This is a genomic window from Aliiruegeria lutimaris, assembly GCF_900099935.1.
GTDB lineage: Bacteria > Pseudomonadota > Alphaproteobacteria > Rhodobacterales > Rhodobacteraceae > Tropicimonas > Tropicimonas lutimaris.
The window spans coordinates 130,069-149,158 of the sequence record NZ_FNEK01000001.1; the positions used below are offsets into that span (position 1 = coordinate 130,069).

The 19,090-nt window shown below is 63.6% G+C and carries 15 protein-coding genes; 7 read left to right on the forward strand and 8 right to left on the reverse strand.

The annotated features are described in order from the left end of the window. Window positions 1–97: 97 nt before the first annotated feature. The 5 genes from BLR85_RS00690 to BLR85_RS00710 all read right to left on the reverse strand — a co-directional run bounded on the left by BLR85_RS00690 (window position 98) and on the right by BLR85_RS00710 (window position 5,853). The gene (locus BLR85_RS00690; protein WP_425284458.1) at window positions 98–1,000 is read right to left on the reverse strand and encodes an ABC transporter substrate-binding protein; all 903 of its coding nucleotides are present in this window, start codon (window positions 998–1,000) and stop codon (window positions 98–100) included. 88 nt (window positions 1,001–1,088) lie between these two features. Beyond that, window positions 1,089–2,099, reverse strand: coding sequence for an ABC transporter permease (locus BLR85_RS00695; RefSeq protein ID WP_093147873.1), 1,011 nt, complete (start codon window positions 2,097–2,099; stop codon window positions 1,089–1,091). After that, window positions 2,092–3,600: a sugar ABC transporter ATP-binding protein gene (locus BLR85_RS00700; protein ID WP_093147877.1), complete on the reverse strand. Its 1,509-nt coding sequence runs from the start codon at window positions 3,598–3,600 to the stop codon at window positions 2,092–2,094. The genes BLR85_RS00695 and BLR85_RS00700 overlap by 8 nt, the downstream gene beginning before the upstream one ends. 52 nt (window positions 3,601–3,652) lie before the next feature. Then, window positions 3,653–4,798, reverse strand: coding sequence for a Gfo/Idh/MocA family protein (locus BLR85_RS00705; protein WP_093147413.1), 1,146 nt, complete (start codon window positions 4,796–4,798; stop codon window positions 3,653–3,655). Between the two features lie 2 nt (window positions 4,799–4,800). Continuing rightward, window positions 4,801–5,853: a sugar phosphate isomerase/epimerase family protein gene (locus BLR85_RS00710; RefSeq protein ID WP_093147417.1), complete on the reverse strand. Its 1,053-nt coding sequence runs from the start codon at window positions 5,851–5,853 to the stop codon at window positions 4,801–4,803. A gap of 186 nt (window positions 5,854–6,039) precedes the next feature. Here BLR85_RS00710 and BLR85_RS00715 point away from each other — a divergent pair, with 186 nt between their 5' ends. Next, the gene (locus tag BLR85_RS00715) at window positions 6,040–7,086 is read left to right on the forward strand and encodes a LacI family DNA-binding transcriptional regulator (protein WP_093147421.1); all 1,047 of its coding nucleotides are present in this window, start codon (window positions 6,040–6,042) and stop codon (window positions 7,084–7,086) included. 60 nt (window positions 7,087–7,146) lie between these two features. Beyond that, the gene (locus BLR85_RS00720) at window positions 7,147–8,469 is read left to right on the forward strand and encodes a cytochrome-c peroxidase (protein WP_093147424.1); all 1,323 of its coding nucleotides are present in this window, start codon (window positions 7,147–7,149) and stop codon (window positions 8,467–8,469) included. A 172-nt stretch (window positions 8,470–8,641) separates the two neighbouring features. On the opposite strand, the gene BLR85_RS00725 is transcribed toward BLR85_RS00720, so the two are convergent. Next, window positions 8,642–10,198 (reverse strand): CRTAC1 family protein, encoded by a 1,557-nt coding sequence (locus BLR85_RS00725; RefSeq protein ID WP_093147428.1) that lies wholly within the window; start codon window positions 10,196–10,198, stop codon window positions 8,642–8,644. Beyond that, window positions 10,195–11,454 carry an ROK family transcriptional regulator gene (locus BLR85_RS00730; RefSeq protein WP_093147432.1) on the reverse strand — a complete coding sequence of 420 codons (1,260 nt, stop codon included), beginning with the start codon at window positions 11,452–11,454 and terminating at the stop codon, window positions 10,195–10,197. The genes BLR85_RS00725 and BLR85_RS00730 overlap by 4 nt, the downstream gene beginning before the upstream one ends. A 221-nt stretch (window positions 11,455–11,675) precedes the next feature. Here BLR85_RS00730 and xylF point away from each other — a divergent pair, with 221 nt between their 5' ends. From xylF to xylA, 5 genes are all read left to right on the forward strand, one after another. Continuing rightward, window positions 11,676–12,701, forward strand: coding sequence for a D-xylose ABC transporter substrate-binding protein (gene xylF / locus BLR85_RS00735; RefSeq protein WP_093147435.1), 1,026 nt, complete (start codon window positions 11,676–11,678; stop codon window positions 12,699–12,701). Between the two features lie 83 nt (window positions 12,702–12,784). Beyond that, the gene (locus BLR85_RS00740) at window positions 12,785–14,080 is read left to right on the forward strand and encodes a sugar ABC transporter permease (protein ID WP_093147439.1); all 1,296 of its coding nucleotides are present in this window, start codon (window positions 12,785–12,787) and stop codon (window positions 14,078–14,080) included. Window positions 14,081–14,083: 3 nt separating this feature from the next. Beyond that, on the forward strand, window positions 14,084–14,857 hold the full coding sequence (locus tag BLR85_RS00745; protein WP_093147443.1) for an ATP-binding cassette domain-containing protein: 774 nt from the start codon (window positions 14,084–14,086) through the stop codon (window positions 14,855–14,857). Beyond that, window positions 14,857–16,296, forward strand: a complete 1,440-nt coding sequence (gene xylB / locus BLR85_RS00750; RefSeq protein ID WP_093147447.1) for a xylulokinase — start codon at window positions 14,857–14,859, stop codon at window positions 16,294–16,296. Before BLR85_RS00745 ends, xylB begins: the two co-directional genes overlap by 1 nt. Beyond that, a complete protein-coding gene (xylA, locus tag BLR85_RS00755) occupies window positions 16,293–17,597 on the forward strand; it encodes a xylose isomerase (RefSeq protein ID WP_093147452.1) in 1,305 nt (434 codons plus the stop codon). Before xylB ends, xylA begins: the two co-directional genes overlap by 4 nt. A gap of 109 nt (window positions 17,598–17,706) precedes the next feature. On the opposite strand, the gene BLR85_RS00760 is transcribed toward xylA, so the two are convergent. Beyond that, entirely contained in the window at window positions 17,707–19,065 is a 1,359-nt protein-coding gene (locus BLR85_RS00760) for a metal-dependent hydrolase family protein (protein WP_212635002.1), read from the reverse strand. Window positions 19,066–19,090 lie beyond the last annotated feature (25 nt).

Here is a 19,090-nt window from a genome sequence, read left to right on the forward strand (position 1 = left end):
GATCGTTCGCGCGAAAGGCGGCGTTTGCCGGAACAGGAAAGCGCCCGGCGAAACCGCCGGGCGCTCCATGCTGCTGTCCCTCGAGATTTCTACGCGATCAGAACGGGCTGTCGGGATAGTAGAACTTCTCGGCATTCTCCTTGGTGATCAGGACAGAACCGATCACGAACTTGCCGGAGACCGGGGCGTTTGAGACGAAGTTCAGCGCCGTCATCTCGATCGCCGTGGCCGACATCGAGGGCGGATAGGTCACGTTGGCCTTGATCGTTGCGTCGCCATCGGCCACGCGCTTGATCATCTCCTTCATGCCGGCGCCGCCAAGCACCCACATCTCGTCCATGCGGTCCGCTTCCTTCATCGCCCCCAGCACACCGATGGCCATGTCGTCGTCAGAGGCCCACACGGCGTCGATTTCCGGATACTTGGACAGGAAGTCCTGCATCACGGTGAAGGCGTCGTCACGGTTCCAGTTGCCGTGCTCCATGCCGAGGATCTCGATGCCGGAGCCTTCGATCGCAGCCTGGAAGCCCTCGACGCGCTCGTTGTCGATGGTTGTCGGGATCCCGCGCAACACGACGATCTTGCCGCCATCGGGCATCATTTCCTTGAAGAACATGCCGGACGTGTAGCCGAAGCCGGGGTTGTCGCCGGCAACATAAAGGTCCTCGATGCCCTCCTCGCTCAGGCCGCGGTCGATGACCGTCACCCAGGCGCCGCTATCCTTCACGCGCTTCACGGGCGCGGTCAGCGGCTCGGATTCGAAGGGCAGAACCACCAGCGCGTCGATATTGCGGGTGGCCATCATGTCCTCGATGTCGTTGACCTGCTTGGCCGGGTCGGAGGCGGTCGCAAGCACGAAGTCGAGCTCGGGATAGGTGGCTTCCAGCCGGTCGATCGCTTCCTTGGCGTGGAAGTTCATGCCGCCGGCCCAGCCATGGGTCGCGGCCGGAATGGACACGCCGATGATCGTATCGGCGGCCATTGCCACGCCTGCGGCCATCAGGGTCGCAATCGCCGTGGCGCCGAAGAGATGCTTCATTTTCATGGTCTTCCTCCCTTGAATGCCCCGCGACGGGGCAGTGTTCCCGTCAGCGGGATGACTTCCTGGCGCGTTGCAGCACGACCGCCAGAATGATGATCACGCCCTGGATCGCCCCGTTGAGATAGGGGCTCACGAGGTCCGTGAGATTGAGAATGTTGTCGATCAGCCCGAGGATCAGGACACCGACGACGGTGCCCCAGACGCGCCCGAAACCACCAGACAACAGCGTGCCACCGATGATGACCGCCGCGATGGTCTCCAGCTCCCACAGCAGGCCGGTGGAATTGGAGGCCGAACCGAGCCGAGGCACGTAGAGCACGGAGGCCAGGCCCACCAGGATCCCGAGCACGACATAGGTCATTAGGCGGACATTCTTGACATGCACCGCCGAGTACCGCGCGACCTGCTCGTTGGAGCCGATGGCGGCGCAATGGCGGCCATAGGCCGTGTGGCGCATGGCGATCTCGCCGAGAATGGCGACCACGGCAAAGACGATGATCGGCCAGCGGATGCCGAACAGCCCGCCGTAATAGACCGGCTCATAGATCGAGCCGATCGAGAAATTGAGCGAGATGGTTCCCCCATCGGCCATCCATGTGACAAGGCTGCGGAAGATCACCATCATGCCCAGCGTCACGATGAAGGCCTCGATCCCCATTCGGGTGATCAGCAACCCGTTCACCGCACCGGCAATCGCACCGAGCATGAGCCCCGTCCCCATGCCGATGAGGATCACCCCCCATCCCGTGCCAAGCGCGGGGATGAGCGCGTTCATCACCATGATCATGATCCCGGCGATGAAGGCGGTCATCGAGCCCACCGAGAGGTCGAGGCCCCCGGCGGTGATCACGAAGGTCATGCCGACGGCCATGATGCCGATGAAGGCCGAGCGCGAGAGCACGTTGGTGATGTTCTTGGAGGCGAGGAAATCGGGGTTCAGCAGGTAGCCGATCACGATCAGGACAACGAGCGCCAGGATCGGCCCGAGCGCCTGAATGTCGAATTTGAACCCGGTGCCCTTGCCATTGGCCGGGGCATTGCTGGTCGTGTCAGTCATGGCCATTGCCCTTCTTCTCCAGTCCCATTGCGAGGCGCACGATCACGTCCTCGTTGACCTCCTGCCCCGTCACCTCGCCCTCGATCCGACCGCGCCGCATGACGCAGACGCGATCGCAAAGTCCGATCACCTCCGTCATCTCGGAGGAAATGACGATCACCGAATGGCCCGCTTCCGCGAGCTTGTGGATGAAGGTGTAGAATTGCTGCTTGGTGCCGACATCGATGCCGCGTGTCGGCTCGTCGATGATGACGATCTGCGGTTCGGCCAGCATGATCTTGGCCAGCAGCACCTTCTGCTGGTTGCCGCCCGACATGTTGCCCACCAGCACATCGCGCGAGGGCGCGCGGATGTCGAATTCCACGATCGCCTTGTCGAGCGCGGCCTCCTCGGCCTTGCGGTCGATAACGATGTTCGAGAACTTCTTGAGCGCCAGCAGAGTCAGGTTGCGCCTCATGTCCTGGGTCAGGATCAGCCCGTTTTCCTTGCGGTCCTCCGGCAGGTAGACGAGCCCCGCCGTCATCGCCTCCTCGGCATTGTGAATGCGTACCGGCCTGCCATTGATCGCGACCGAGCCGGTGGAGGAGCGAACGCCGAAAAGCCCCTCCATCAGCTCGGTCCGGCCGGACCCGACGAGCCCGGCAAAGCCAAGGATCTCGCCCCGTGCAAGGGTAAAGGAAACATCCTTCACGAGCGTTCCGATGGTAAAATTCTTCACCTCCAGAACCGGTTCGGCCCCATCGGCCGGACGTTTGGGCGGGAACATGTCGGAGAGGTCGCGCCCGACCATCGCTTCGGCCATCTGGTCTTCGTTCAACTCGCCCCGAAGGGCGGTGCGCACGATGTGCCCGTCGCGCATGACCGTGATCCGGTCGGCGATGCGGGCCACCTCGTCCAGCTTGTGCGAGGTATAGAGGATCGCGGTCCCCTCCTCCTTGAGCCGGTCGATCTGACGGAACAGCACTTCCGTCTCGCGCGTGGTCAGCGCGGCGGTCGGCTCGTCCATGATCAGCACCCGCGCCTTGCGCGAGAGCGCCTTGGCAATCTCGACCATCTGTTTCTCGGGCACGGAAATGTCGGCGGTCTTGGCCCGCGGGTCGAGCGGGGTTTCCAGCCGGTCAAGCAGCTCGCGGGTCTGCGCGCGCATCGTCGCGTGATCGAGCAGCCAGCCCTTCTTCAGCTCATGGCCGAGGAAGATGTTCTGCTCCACGCTCAGAAGCTGTGCGAGGTTGAATTCCTGGTGGATGAGGGTCACGCCGCGGGCTTCCGCCTCGCGGGAGCGGGCAAAGGTGACGGGTTGGCCGTCCAGCACGATCTCGCCGTCGGAGGCTTCCAGATAGCCCGACATGATCTTCATCGCGGTCGATTTGCCGGCGCCGTTCTCGCCGATCAGGGCATGGACCTCGCCCGGATGCAGCTCGATCGAGATATCGAAGAGGATCTGGATCGGGCCGAAGGAGCGTTGCACATTGCGCAGCGCGAGTATGGGGGCCGCAGACATCTCTGCCTGCGGCGGTTCCGATTGAATTGCGGCGTTCGCGCTCATCGGTTCCTCACGCCAGCTTGACCCAGGCCGCGTCCCGCGCCGAGCTGCGCACGCAGGCATCGACGAAGGACACGCCGGCCAGCCCGTCCTGCACAGTCGGGAAGACGACATCGGCCGGGATCGGCTCGCCCGCCATCTTCGCCCGGATCGCGCGTGCGGCCTCGGCATAGATATTGGCGAAGCCTTCCAGGTAGCCCTCGGGGTGTCCGCCCGGCGTGCGGGAGACACGGTTGGCCACGTCGCGCGCGCCGGAACCGGAGCGGGTCAGCAGCCGCTTGGGCTCGCCGAACGGCGTTAACCAGAGGTAGTTCGGGTCCTCCTGCGACCATTCCAGCCCGCCCTTGGCGCCGTAGACGCGCAGCTTGAGCGCGTTCTCGTTGCCCGGCGCCACCTGGCTGCACCAGAGCATCCCGCGCGCGCCGCCCTTGTAGCGCAGCATGACGTGGCCGTTATCGTCCACGCGGCGACCATCGACGAAACTCTGCAGATCCGCCGAAAGGCTCTCTAGCTCGAGCCCGGTCACGAAACCGGCGAGGTTGAAGGCGTGGGTGCCGATATCGCCAGTCGAGCCCCCTGCCCCCGTGCGTTCCGGATCGGTGCGCCATTCGGATTGCTTGTTGATGCCGGTCTTCTCGACCGCCTCCGTCAGCCAGTCCTGCGGGTATTCGACCTGCACGACGCGGATTTCACCCAGCTCGCCATTGGCGACCATCTCGCGCGCCTGCCGCACCATCGGGTAGCCGGTATAGTTATGCGTGAGCACAAAGAGCGCATCGCTCTCCTCGGCCAGCTTCACAAGCTTGCGGGCGTCCGGCAATGTCGAGGTCAGCGGCTTGTCGCAGATCACGTGGATGCCACGCTTGAGGAATTCGCGCGCCGCCGGGTAGTGGACGTGGTTCGGGGTGACGATCGCCACGGCGTCGATACCGTCCTTGATCCGGTTCTCGCGGATCGCCATCTCGCGGAAATCGCCATAGATCCGGTCCGGCGCGAGGCCGAGCGCCTCGCCACTCGCCTTCGCCTTCTCCCGCGTCGAGGAAAGCGCCCCGGCGACCAGTTCGAATTCCCCGTCAATGCGGGCGGCGATGCGGTGCACGGCGCCGATGAAAGCGTCATTGCCGCCACCGACCATGCCAAGTTTCAGTGGTGCCATTATCAGATCCCCAGCATCTTGCGGTTGCCTGCCTCGTCGGTCCCGCCATCGGCGAAATCGTCGAAGGCTTTCTCGGTGACGCGAATGATGTGTTCCTTGACGAACTGCGCCCCCTCGCGCGCGCCGTCCTCGGGGTGCTTCAGGCAGCATTCCCACTCGACCACGGCCCAGCCGTCGAAATCATTCGCAGCCATTTTCGAGAAAATCGCGCCGAAATCGCACTGGCCGTCACCGAGGCTGCGAAACCGCCCGGCACGATCGACCCAAGGTTGATAACCGGAATAGACGCCCTGTTTTCCTGTCGGGTTGAACTCGGCATCCTTGACGTGGAACATGCCGATCCGGTCCTTGTAAATGTCGATATTGTCCAGGTAATCAAGGCATTGCAGCACGTAATGGCTGGGATCGTAAAGCATCATCGCGCGCGGGTGATTTTTCACGCGCTCAAGGAACATCTCGAAGGTGACGCCGTCATGAAGGTCCTCGCCGGGATGGATCTCGTAGCAGACATTCACGCCGCAATCGTCGGCATGATCGAGGATCGGCTTCCAGCGCCGCGCCAGTTCGTCGAATGCCGTCTCGATCAGGCCCGCGGGCCGCTGCGGCCAGGGATAAATGAAGGGCCAGGCCAACGCGCCGGAGAAGCTCGCATGCGCCGTGATCCCCATGTTCCTAGATGCGGTCAGCGCCTTTTTCACCTGGTCGACGGCCCATTCCTGCCGGGCCTTCGGGTTGCCGCGCACTTCCGGCGCCGCGAAGCCGTCAAAAGCGGTGTCATAGGCGGGATGAACGGCCACGAGCTGCCCTTGCAGGTGGGTGGAAAGCTCGGTCACCTCCACACCATTCTCTGCCGCCACCCCTTTGAACGTGTCGCAGTAATCCTTGCTCTCGGCGGCCTTGGCCAGATCGATGAGCCGACCGTCCCAACTTGGCACCTGCACGCCAAGATAGCCGCAGTCGGCGGCCCATTTCGTGATGCTGTCCCAGGAATTGAACGGCGCCTCGTCACCGGCGAACTGCGCCAGGAAAAGGGCCGGGCCCTTGATCGTCTTCATCGCACAACCTCCTCGGCCGGCGAAGCGGCGCGCCTTTCGCGCAGCCCCTCCCCGGCATTTGCGAATCGCTTATGTAATCCTTTACATCGTGAGTGTAGGCGGTGTGTAATCGATTACAAGAAGTAACTTCGGCAATGTATACGTTCACGCCACCCCGACTCGAAACGCGAACAAGGCCACGAAACCATGGGAAAATCCGGCTCAAAAGCGCCCTCCATCCGGGACGTGGCCCATGCCGCCGGAGTGTCCACTGCGACGGTGAGTCGTACCCTGTCCAACCCGGACGTAGTGAGCGAAACCACCCGGGAGGCGGTGTTCCTGGCAATCCGGGAAACCGGCTACACAGTCAATCTCGCCGCGCGAAACCTGCGCAAGCGCGAGACCGGCGCGGTGGCTATTCTCTTGCCAAACCTCGCCAACCCCTTCTTCTCCCGCATCCTCTCGGGCATTGCCGAGGTAATGTCGGAGGCCGGGCTGAGCGTTTTGATCAGCGACACCACCCCAATGGCAAAGGACGACCATCGCCTGCCGGAATATGTCAACCAGAACAATGTGGACGGCATCATCGTTCTGGACGGAAACCTGCGGCAGGACGCGCTGCTCAATCGGGGCAGCCCGGAGGTGCGCGCGCCGATGGTATTTGCCTGTGAGTGGATCTCCCAGATCGACCGCCCCATTGTGACCGTGGACAACCAGGAAGCCTCCGTTCGCGCCGTGCAGCACCTTCTGTCGCTCGGGCACAGGCGGATCGGCCATATCTGCGGTCCGCCCGACAACGTACTCACCGCCAGCCGGCTGGAGGGCGCGCGCGGGGCGATGCAGTCGGTCGGGTTGCGGATGAAACCGGAATGGATCTATCCGGGCGATTTCTCGCTGCAATCGGGATCCGAGGCGGCGAAGATCTGGCATGGCTCAAGTGACCGGCCGACGGCGGTCTATTGTGCCTGTGACGAGATGGCCCTGGGCTTCATCGGCGAGCTTACCCGCCGCAAGGTGGCCGTTCCGCAAGAGGTGTCGGTCGTCGGCTTTGACGATCTGGACATGGCGGCGCATTTCGTGCCGTCCCTCACCACAATTTGCCAACCCCGCGTCACCATCGGGCGCACGGCTGCCCGCTTGCTGCTTGAACGCATGCGCATGACACCCCAGGAGCGTAGCGCAAGGCCTGCTCCCCGCGTCGTTCTCCCGGTCAAACTCGCCGTTCGCGAAAGTACGGCGCCACCGCCGGGGTGACCCGGGCCGGTTTCGCCGGCATAACTGTGACAAACGCCCTCTCAAGTCAGGCAAGCCCAGATGACCCGCTTTTTGCCCCTCGCCTTCACCGCGTTCCTCGCCACGCCCGCGTTGTCCGGAGAACTGCCGCCTGCCGTCACCGACGACATGTTTGCCGCGACCTCGCCCGCGATGGTCGAGGTCGGCCGCCTCCTGTTCTGGGATCCGATCCTGTCGGGTAATCGCAACATCTCCTGCGGCACCTGCCATCACCCGAAATTCGGCACGTCGGACGGGATGTCGCTTTCGCTCGGCGAAGGCGCTAACGGGCTCGGTCCGGAGCGCGTGCCAGACCCGGCGAACATGCCCGAGCAACGCATTCCACGGAATGCACCGGCCATGTTCAATCTCGGCGCGATGGAATTCACCACGCTCTTCCACGATGGCCGCATCCAGGCCGACCCGTCCCAACCCAACGGGCTGCGCACGCCGCTGGACCAGGAGATGGTGCAGGGGTTTACCGGCGTGCTCTCGGCCCAGACCATGTTCCCGGTGCTGAGCCAGGACGAGATGGCCGGCCATTACAGCGAGAACGAGATCTCCAAGGCGGTGCGCTCTGGACGGCTCACGGGCGAGAATGGCGCCTGGGACCTGATCGCGCAGCGGGTGCGAGCCATTCCGGAATACCGGGCGGCCTTCGAGGCAGCCTTGCCGGAAGTCGCCGCCGGTCGGCCGATCAGCTTCACGGATATCTCTAACGCGATTGCCGAGTTCATCAACTGGGAATGGCGCTCTGATGACAGCGCTTTCGACCGCCACCTGCGGGGCGAGGCACCGCTGGAGGGCGCGGCGCTGCACGGCATGGAGCTGTTCTATGGCAAGGCCGGCTGCAACGACTGTCACTCCGGCCCTTTCCAGACCGACCATGCGTTTCACGCCATGGCGGTTCCGCAATTCGGCCCCGGCAAGGCGGAACGGTTCGAGAGCCATTCCCGCGACGAGGGACGTTTCCGGGTGACCGGGCAAGAGGCCGACCTCTACGCCTTCCTGACACCCAGCCTGCGCAATGTCGCCCTGACAGCGCCTTATGGGCATACCGGCTCGCACCGCGACCTCCCGGCTTTCGTCGCCTACCACCTCGATCCGGTCGCCGGGCTTGCTGAATTCGACCGGGCACAGCCGATTCTGCATGATTTCGAGGGCAAGGAAATCTGGGCGGCGCTGGATGACGGCGCCGAGGCGGAACGGATCGCGCAAGCCGCGGAGAAGGCGACCGTTTCGCTGTCGGAAGAAGAGATTTCCGCGTTGGTGGCGTTTCTCGACAGCCTGACCGGGGCGAATGGCGCCGAGGGACGGCTTGGCATTCCAGACAGCGTTCCGAGCGGGTTGCCGGTGGACAGGTAGCGCCCCATTTGAGCGCAAGATGGAGGCGCTGCCCGCACGCACTCAATCGAGCGCTTCCCCCGGAGGATGCCTGCCAATATGAAAGGACAGCTTCACAATTCCTCTAGGCAAAGTTACTCCGACAGAGGCACGATCCGAAGGGTCGTTCACGCAAAGCGCACCTCCGGATGCTTCAATCCACAGGGCGCAATTCCGTTGCCCCGCCATCCAGCCGCCAGATTTCGTAGCTCTGCCCGGCTCCGGCCTGCATCCAGTCACTTTGCTGACCTGACGGCCAGATCACGCGAAGCTCGACCGTTTCGACCCCGCCCAGCCCGAAATGCTCGGGCAGGTTTCGGCCCGAGACATGACCGCCGCCAGAGGTGATCTCGCGCGCGGTGATACGCCCGTCCGGCCATCGCAGTTCGATCCAGGCGCCGATAGCAAAGCCGTTCACACCTTCCTGTCGTGGCTGTAGGCCGAGCCAGTTTCCCGTGCCCTGGGTAGCATTGCGATAGAGTTCCAAGGGGGCGCGGCGGTTCACGACCACCAGGTCCAGCAGCCCATCCCCATCAAAATCCGCCAGCGCGGCGCCGCGGGAGCGGTCCGTGGTGGCGATTCCGGCCGAAACGGAGGATTCGACGAATGTCCCATCCTCCTGCTGGATCAGCAGGTTGTTCGGGTCGTTGATCGCATTGGTGGGCATCTGGTCGACATTGCCCTTGGCGATGAAGAGGTCATCGCGCCCGTCATTGTTCACATCGCCAAATTGTGCCGTCCAGCCGGTGGAGGGGCGGCCATCCTCGCCGATATGTGGCCGCTGGGCGAAGGTTCCGATGGAGAACGGCGCCTGAACATAGCCGGACTCTCCGTCCGACAGCAGCGTCAGCTGGTCGGCCATGGAGGTCAGCACCAGATCGGGGCGGCCGTCGCCGGAGATATCCCGACTGGCGATCCCCATGCCCCAGATCGAAATCCGCTTCCAGCCATCCTCCTCGCCGAGCAGGCGCGGCACGGTTTCCATGCGCCACATCTGTTCCTCGCCCGCGCGCACGTAATAATGCCGGTCATTCGAGACCCGCAGATCCGCACGGCCCGAACGGGTCCAGTCGGAAAACAGCATCGAGAGGGCGCAGAAGCCAGGCTCCAGAACCAACGCCTCGCCATATCCGTCGCCATCTGGGCGGTGCAGCTCGTTCGTGTCGCAGGCCTCGAAGGGGCCTTCCGGGTCGGTCCGGTCGACGTAATTGCCGATGGCGAGGGTCGGGTAGCGATTGCCAGGCTCCCAGGTCGCGGAGAAGGCGGTGGACCACTTGTCGCCCGCGTGGAACCCGAGCCTGTCGCCGGCATCCTCGAAACGGCATGCGCCCTGCCCCAGCAGGAGCTTGTTCGGCCCGACCCGCAGGACCGCGAGATCGAGCAGGCCGTCACTGTTGATATCGAGCGGGTAGGCGCCGGTCACGCCGGTCATCTCGGGGATCTCCGCGCCGAGATCGAAGGCGAAGGCGTCGCCGGGCGCTGCGGTCCGGTTGATGAAAAGCCGCGCGGGCGCGCTGCCACCGGCGGCGAATATCTCGGGACGGCGGTCGCCGTTGCAGTCGAAGACCGCCACGCCACCGCCGACGAAATGTTCCCAGCCGCCGGAATAGACATGCTCGACCGGCAGGCCCGCGCGCTCATCGAGAAAACGCACCTCGCTCGCCGCGGCGGGCATGGCCACCGTCAGCGCAAAAAGCACAATCCAGTTCATCCGCCCGACTCCCCTGCCCGTTTCTCCGTGACAGCCGCCAGCGCGAGGGTCGCCGCGCCACGGGCCCAGACGAGATCCCCCCAGGCGTTGGTTTCCATGCGCGGCAGCGTGCGGGCCTTGTTGAGCGTCATGGCGCGCGCTTCCGTCAACACCTCTTCGGCATAGAGATAGTCGTATTTCATCCGCGCGCCGGAGAGGATCACCAGCGACGGGTCGAACAGGTTCACCACATTCGCCAGCCCCGCTGCGAGGAAGCGGCCGGCGCGACGGAAGATGGTACGCGCGGCCTCGTTGCCGGCCTTGGCCTGATCGTAGAGGCTTTCGAGGATGACTTGCGCGGAATCCGAGGAGGTCCGGTGCAGGTCCAGCGCGACAGAGGCTTCGCGCACCAGCGCGTAATCGGAAACATAGGCTTCCAAGCAGCCGCGCTGACCGCAACGGCAGAGCGCGCCGTCGAGCTGCACCTTGATATGGCCCAGCTCCATGCCGACCGAATGGGCACCGCGATAAAGCTTGTGATCGATGACCAGGCCCATGCCGACACCGTATTCCAGCGTAACCACGGCGAAATCCGCAAGCCGCCGCCCGCCGCCGTACCAGAGCTCCGCAAGCGTCACCATGTTGGCGTCATTGTCCACCTGGACCGGCACGCCGAGCCGCTCGGTCATGCGCTCCGCGATGGGCAGTTCGGTGCCGCGAATGATCGGCGACCAGAGCGCCACCCCGCGCGGGTGATCGACAATGCCGGGAACGCCCAACCCGATCGCGGAGAGCTGCGAGCGCTCCATGCCGGCCTCGACCAGCATGCGCGTGAGCAGTTCCTCCGCCTCCTCCACCAGCAGGTCGAATTCGCTGCGCAGGCTTTGCCGGTGCAGCCTGGCCTCCGCCACCACTTGGCCGGCGAAGTCGATGATCACACCTGTATGGAAGACGTCGCTGAGCTTGATGCCGGCGACAAAGGCGGCCTCGGGCCGGACGGCCAGCGCCACCGGGGGGCGGCCGCGTCCTCCGGGTTCGCGCGGCGCCTCGACCTCGCAGAGCAAGCCGGCATTTATCAGGTCGGAGACCAGCGTGCTGACCGAGGCGGGGCTGACATCGAGATGCTTGGCGACATCGATTCGCGACATTTGGCCATGTGAGCGCACGGCTTCGAAGACCTGCTGGCGCAACGGCGGCGCGGTCGTGCCATGTGGCGGCAGAATCGGACCGCAACCGGGCAGAGGTTGGGCCGAAAGATCCGGATCGCGTGCGCTCATCAGGCTATTTCCTTCACCAAACCAACAAATTTGTTTCTGCATTGCAGAATTTGTGACCACATACACACATATTACGCTAGTTCACGGCAGTCATTTGCCCACTTATCGGGATTCCAGTCAATTTTTATTTTGACAAATAAAATAAATAAGGGGATTGTTTGTTCGGAGTGGTCCACAGGGCCCTCCGCCCAAACGCAGGGCAAAAAATTCGGGAGGAATTCATGCGTAACCTTTTCATTGCGGCTGCCGCACTGACGACCGCTTTTACCACGACCGCACTCGCGCAAGACCTGACGGTCGGCGTTTCCTGGTCCAACTTCCAGGAGGAGCGTTGGAAAACCGACGAGGCCGCCATGGTCGCCGCTCTTGAAGCCGCCGGCGCCACCTATGTTTCGGCCGACGCCCAGTCGTCCTCGTCCAAACAGCTTTCGGATATCGAAGCGCTCATGGCCCAGGGCGTGGATGCCCTGATCGTGCTCGCTCAGGACACCGAAGCCGTCATTCCCGCCGTGCAGATGGCCGCCGACGAAGGCGTGCCGGTCGTGGCCTATGACCGCCTGATCGAAGACCCGCGCGCCTTCTACCTGACCTTCGACAACGTCGAGGTCGGCCGGATGCAGGCCCGCGCCGTTTTCGCCGCCCAGCCCAAGGGCAACTACGTGATGATCAAGGGTTCGCCCACCGACCCGAACGCAGACTTCCTGCGTGGCGGTCAACAGGAGATCATACAGGCAGCCGTGGATAGCGGTGACATCACCATCGTCGGCGAAGCCTATACCGACGGCTGGCTGCCGGCCAACGCGCAGCGGAACATGGAACAGATCCTGACCGCGAATGACAACAAGGTCGACGCTGTCGTGGCCTCCAATGACGGCACCGCCGGTGGCGTCGTCGCCGCGCTGACCGCGCAGGGCATGGAAGGGATCCCGGTCTCCGGCCAGGACGGCGACCATGCCGCGCTGAACCGCGTCGCCAAGGGCACGCAGACGGTTTCGGTCTGGAAAGACGCGCGTGATCTCGGCAAGGCCGCGGCGGAAATCGCCGTTGCGATGGCCGGTGGAACCGCCATGGCCGATATCGACGGTGCGATCGAGTGGACCTCACCCTCCGGCACCACGATGACCGCCAAGTTCCTGGAGCCGATCCCGGTGACGGCCGAGAACCTGACCGCTGTGACCGATGCTGGCTGGATCTCTGTCGAGACCCTCTGCCAGGGCGTCGAGGGCGGCCCGGCCCCCTGTAACTAAGGCCACCTTCACTCATCAAGACCAATCAGCCCCCGCCAGCAAGGCGGGGGCACTCTGAACGCGCACCCCGGAGAGCGCCAATCATGGCTGAACAGAACGCCCCCCGCGACCTGCCGCAGCACCGCCGGAACATCCTCGACACACTTGAAATCGACACCCGCCTGCTTGGCATGATCGGGGCCTTTGTCGTCATTTGTATCGTTTTCGATGTCTGGACGGGCGGCCGGTTCCTGACCCCCCGCAACATCTTCAACCTGACCATTCAGACCGTCTCCGTCGCCATCATGGCAACCGGCATGGTCTTCGTCATCGTTACCCGCCATATCGACCTCAGCGTCGGCGCCCTGCTGGCCACCTGCTCGGCCTTCATGGGCATGACCATGACCAACTGGCTTCCGAACATGTTGGGCGTCGAGCTTGGTGCATCCATCATCGCGCCGGTCGCGATCCTTGTCGGCGTGATCGTCGGAACCGCCATAGGCGCCTTCCACGGCTGGCTGATCGGTTATCTGACCATCCCGGCCTTCATCGTCACGCTGGGCGGGCTCTTCGTCTGGCGTAACGTCGCCTGGCACCTGTCCAGCGGCCAGACGCTCGGCCCCCTCGATCCCAACTTCCTGAAGCTCGGCGGGATCTCGGGCACGCTCGGCGCTTCGGCAAGCTGGATTCTCGGCATCCTCGCCACCGGCTTCGCGCTCTACATGCTCTGGAACGCGCGCCGCTCCAAGCTCGCCCATGGTTTCCCGATCAAGCCTGTCTGGGCCGAAATGACCATTGGCGGCATCGTCGCTGCCACCATTCTCGGCTTCGTCTGGATCCTCAACTCCTACGAGGTCCCGACCCGCAAGCTCGCTCGCGATTTTCGAGAAGCCGGCATGGAGATGCCGGAGGGCTATACCGAGGTTTACGGCGTCCCCTACTCGGTGCTGATCCTGATCGTCGTGGCGCTCGTCATGACCATCATCGCCCAGCGGACCCGGCTCGGCCGTTATATTTTCGCTACTGGCGGCAACCCCGAAGCGGCACAGCTCTCGGGCATCGACACCAAGCTCCTCACGGTCAAGATCTTTGCCATCGTGGGCTTCCTCTGCGCCATCTCGGCGGTCGTCGCCTCCGCGCGCCTGACCTATCACACCAATGATATCGGCACGCTGGACGAGCTTCGCGTCATCGCGGCGGCCGTCATCGGCGGCACGGCCCTCTCGGGCGGTTTCGGCACGATCTACGGCGCCATCCTCGGCGCGCTGATCATGCAGTCGCTGCAATCGGGCATGGCCATGGTTGGAGTCGAGGCGCCCTACCAGAACATCGTCGTCGGTGTCGTGCTGGTCTTCGCCGTCTATGTCGACATCCTCTATCGCAAGCGGACGGGAGATTGACCCATGCCACTTGATACCTCTGATCGCGGCACGCCCCTTCTGGAAATGCGCAACATGCGCAAGTCCTTTGGCGGTATCCACGCCGTGGAAGACGTCTCCATAAATCTCTGGCCCGGCGAGGTCGTCGGCATTCTCGGCCACAACGGCGCCGGCAAGTCGGTGTTGATGAAGATGCTCTCGGGCGCCTATCCGCGCGATGCGGGCCAGATCCTCATCAACGGCCAGGAGGCGCATATCGAGAACCCGCGCGATGCGCGCAAATACAATATCGAGACCATCTACCAGACGCTCGCGCTGGCCGACAATCTCGATGCCGCATCGAACCTGTTCCTCGGGCGCGAACTGGTCACGCCCCTTGGCCTCGTCAACGACGCCAAGATGGAAGCCGAGACGCGCAAGATCATGAACCGCCTCAACCCCAACTTCCAGCGTTTCCACACGCCGGTTTCGGGGCTCTCGGGCGGCCAGCGCCAGTCGGTGGCGATCTCCCGAGCGGTCTATTTCAACGCCAAGATCCTGATCATGGACGAGCCCACCGCGGCGCTCGGCGTGGAGGAAACGGCGATGGTGGCCCGCCTGATCGACGAGCTGAAGGCGCAAGGCCTCGGCATCCTGCTGATCGACCACGACATCCACCAGGTGAAGGCGCTCTGCGACCGGGCCTCGGTGATGAAGAACGGCAAACTCGTGGGCACCGTGCGCGTCAACGAGGTCACAGAGGACGACATCCTCGGCATGATCATTCTGGGCAAGAACCCGGAGACTGGAGTGGAATAATGTATATCGGTCTGGATCTGGGGACCTCCGGTCTCAAGGCGCTCCTGATCGACGAAGACCAGAAGGTCGTCGCCGAAGCCGCCGCACCGCTGACGGTCTCGCGACCGGCGGCGGGGTGGTCGGAGCAATCGCCAGCGGATTGGCTGGCGGCCGCTTCGGCGGCCATGGACGGGCTGGCCGCCGCGGCCTCTCTTGGCCAGGTCAAGGGGATAGGACTGTCGGGCCAGATGCACGGGGCAACCCTGCTCGATGCCTCGGGGGACGTGCTGCGCCCCTGCATGCTCTGGAACGACACCCGCTCCTACAAGCAGGCCGCGGCGCTCGACGCGGCCCCGCTCTGGCGCGAGGTCTCCGGTAATATCGTGTTCCCCGGCTTCACCGCGCCAAAGGTGATGTGGGTGCAACAGAACGAGCCGGCGGTATTCGAGAAGATCGCCAAGGTACTGCTGCCCAAGGATTACCTGCGTCTCTGGCTCACCGGAGAGGCGGTTTCCGAGATGTCGGACGCCGCCGGCACCTCCTGGCTGGACACGGGCAAGCGGGACTGGTCGGACGCGCTCCTGGCGAGCTCCGATCTCTCGCGCGACCACATGCCGAGCCTTGTCGAGGGCTCCGAAATCTCCGGCAAGCTGCGCAAGGAGCTGGCTGATCGCTGGGGCCTGCCCGATGGCGTGGTCGTCGCCGGGGGCGGCGGGGATAATGCCGCCTCGGCCGTCGGCGTCGGCGTGGTCAATGCCGGCGAGGCCTTCATCTCGCTCGGCACCTCGGGCGTGCTCTTTGCCGCCTCCGATGCCTATCAGCCGGATCCGGAAACGGCCGTGCACACCTTCTGCCACGCCCTGCCCGACACATGGCACCAGATGGGCGTGATCCTTGCGGCAACAGATGCGCTCAACTGGTACGCGGGCCTTGTCGGCTCGGATGCCGCCTCGCTCACCGGCGAGTTGGGAGAGCTGCGGGCGCCGGGCCGGGCTATGTTCCTGCCCTATCTGGGCGGCGAGCGGACCCCGCATAACGACGCGCAGATCCGCGGCTCCTTCACGGGGCTCGAACATGCCACCGACCGCACCGCCGGCGCTGTGGCCGTGCTCGAAGGCGTCACCCATGCAATCCGGGACAGCTATGACGCGCTCGCCTCCACGGGGACGAAGTTCGAACGTCTCATCGCCGTGGGCGGCGGCTCGCGCTCGGTCTACTGGCTGCAGGCCATCGCCACTTCGCTCGACATGCCGGTGCAGGTGCCGGTTGCGGGCGATTTCGGCGGCGCCTTCGGTGCAGCAAGGCTGGCATTGATGGCGGCGACGGGCGCGGGCGCCGAGGTCGCCTCGATCCCCGAGATATCCAAAGTGGTCGAGCCCGTGAAGGACCTGACCCAATCCTTCGCCGATGCGCACGGGCGCTATCGCGAAACCTACCAAGCCCTCAGAGGTCTCTCATGACAAACTTCTTCGACGGGATCTCCCCCGTCAAATTCGACCCCGCGAGCGACAGCGACCTCGCTTTCCGCCACTACAACCCCGACGAGATTGTCATGGGCAAGCGGATGGAAGACCAGCTGCGCTTTGCCGTCGCCTATTGGCACAGCTTCGCCTGGGAAGGCGGCGACCCGTTCGGCGGGCGCACCTTCGACCGGCCTTGGTATCCGCAGGACAGCATGGCCATGGCCAAGGTCAAGGCCGACGCGGCCTTCGAGATGTTCGATATTCTTGGCCAGCCCTTCTTCTGCTTCCACGATGCCGATGTCTGCCCGGGCGGCGAGAGCTTTGCCGAGTACAAGCGCAATCTCGACGAGATCGTCGAGTATTTCGCCGGCAAGATGGAGAGCAGCAAGACGAAGCTCCTCTGGGGCACGGCCAACATGTTCACCCACCGCCGCTTCATGTCGGGTGCCGCGACCAACCCGGACCCGGATGTCTTCGCCTGGTGCGCGGCGACGGTAAAGGAATGCATGGACGCCACGATGAAGCTCGGCGGGCAGAACTACGTGCTCTGGGGCGGGCGTGAAGGCTACGAGACGCTGCTCAACACCGATCTCGTGAAGGAGCGCAACCAGGCCGGCCGCTTCCTGCAAATGGTCGTGGAATACAAGAAGAAGATCGGCTTCAAGGGCACGATCCTGATCGAGCCCAAGCCGCAGGAGCCCTCCAAGCACCAGTATGACTACGACGTCAACACGGTCTATTCCTTCATCAAGGAATTCGACCTCGAAGGCGAAGTGGCGATGAATATCGAGCAGGGCCACGCGATCCTTGCCGGGCACAGCTTCGAGCATGAACTGGCCATGGCCGCCGCTTTCGGCATCCTCGGCTCCATCGACATGAACAAGAACGACTACCAGTCCGGCTGGGACACCGACCAGTTCCCGACCAACGTGCCGGAAGTCGCGCTGGCCTATTACGAGATTCTCAAGATGGGCGGTTTCACCACTGGCGGCACCAATTTCGACGCCAAGCTGCGGCGCCAGTCGCTGGACGCCGAAGACTTGATCGCCGGCCATGTCGGCGCGATGGATGTCTGTGCACGCGGCCTCAAGGCGGCGGCGGCGATGCTGGAAGATGGCGGGCTGGAAGCCGCTCGCGACGCGCGTTACGCCGGCTGGGACAGCGCGGCGAACAAGGACATGCTGGCCAATGGCACGCTGGAGAGCATCTCCGCGCGGGTGATGGCCGAGAACATCAACCCCGAGCCGCGCTCGGGGCGTCAGGAACGGCTGGAGAATTACGTCAACCGTTTCGTTTGATGGAAAGCCCGAACAAACGAGAACGGGCGCCCTCCGGGCGCCCGTTTTCAGTTGGCGTCGGGCTATGACGGCACAAGGACGCAAGAACCTTCGCCGCCGAGATCACCCGTTATTCAAGAGTGTTCTTGTAAATCACACCGTCTTTCATGATGACGTCGAAATTCCCGATGGGATCGCTGACGAGATCGAGATCCTCCAAGGGGTTGCCATCGACGAGGATCATGTCCGCATAGGCCCCCTCCTCGATCACTCCCAGCGGTCCGTGCGGATAAGGGGTCAGGGCACCTGAAAGCCCAAGCAACTCGGCATTGTCGCAGGTAGCCATCTTCAGGGCTTCATAGGGCGTGAACCAATTCTGCAATTTGGCAAGTTGCGCGCCCTGACGGCTGGCCAGATCGGCGCTGAACAGGGTGTCCGTGCCAAAAGCGATCTTGACGCCAAGCTCCTTCGCCGTTCGGTACACGAAATCGGTGCCGTCGGTCACGAACTTGTATTTTGCTTTCTGGAATTCGTTCAGCGCCGGGGCGTCCTCGTCGTCAAGGAAGGGTTGCATGCTGAGCCACACGTCTTCTTCAACGAAGCGCTGAAGGGTCTCGCGTGTCGACATGTGGCCATGCTCGACGCTCTTCACCCCGGCATCGATGGAATGGTTCACCGCCTCGTCGTTGATGGCGTGGGTCAGAACGTATGTGCCCCAGTTCTCCGCCTGCTCAACCGCCGCTTCCAGTTCGGCCTTGGTGTATTGAATCGTGTGGATCGGGTCATAGCTTGACGTGACGCCGCCACCGGCCATCAGCTTGATCTGTGTCGCGCCCTGCATCAGGTTTTCGCGAACACGCTTGAGCACCTCGGGAATGCCATCCGCGATGTAGAACATATCGGAGGTCTCGAACGGGTTCAGCTTGTCCGGCGTGGCAGGCACGTCCTTCGTCGTGCGGAAATCCATATGGCCCGCTGTTTGCGAAATGGCGGGCCCCGAGGGAAAGACCCTTGGCCCTTCAATCAGGCCCTCATCGGTGGCGCGGGCGATGTCGAACATCGGTCCCGCCGTATCGCGCACGGTCGTAAAACCGCGATAGAGCGTGTCGCGCTGCGCAGCGGCCGTCTGAAGATTCCAATAGCCTTCGTTGGTCGTCAGGAGCTTGGCAATCGTCGCTGTCGCGAAGACACCATGCCAGTGGGCGTCGATGAGTCCGGGCATAAGCACCCGTCCGTCGGCTTCAATGATTGTCGCGAATTCAGGCGGATCGAGATCCGGTCCGATTCGGGAAATCATGTTTCCCGCGATGAACACGTCCTGTCCCTCCAGCAAGTCCGGCGAACAGCCGGTAAATACTTTTGCCCCCCGGATCAGAACGGCATTGGGCGTGCCATTTGTCCCCATGTCTTCCGACTGCGCCTGAGCGGAGCAAACGGACAGCGAGCACCCCAATACGAGCCAAAGCCCGGATGCGAATTGTACTTTCATTATGATTACCTCGAAAAAACCATTC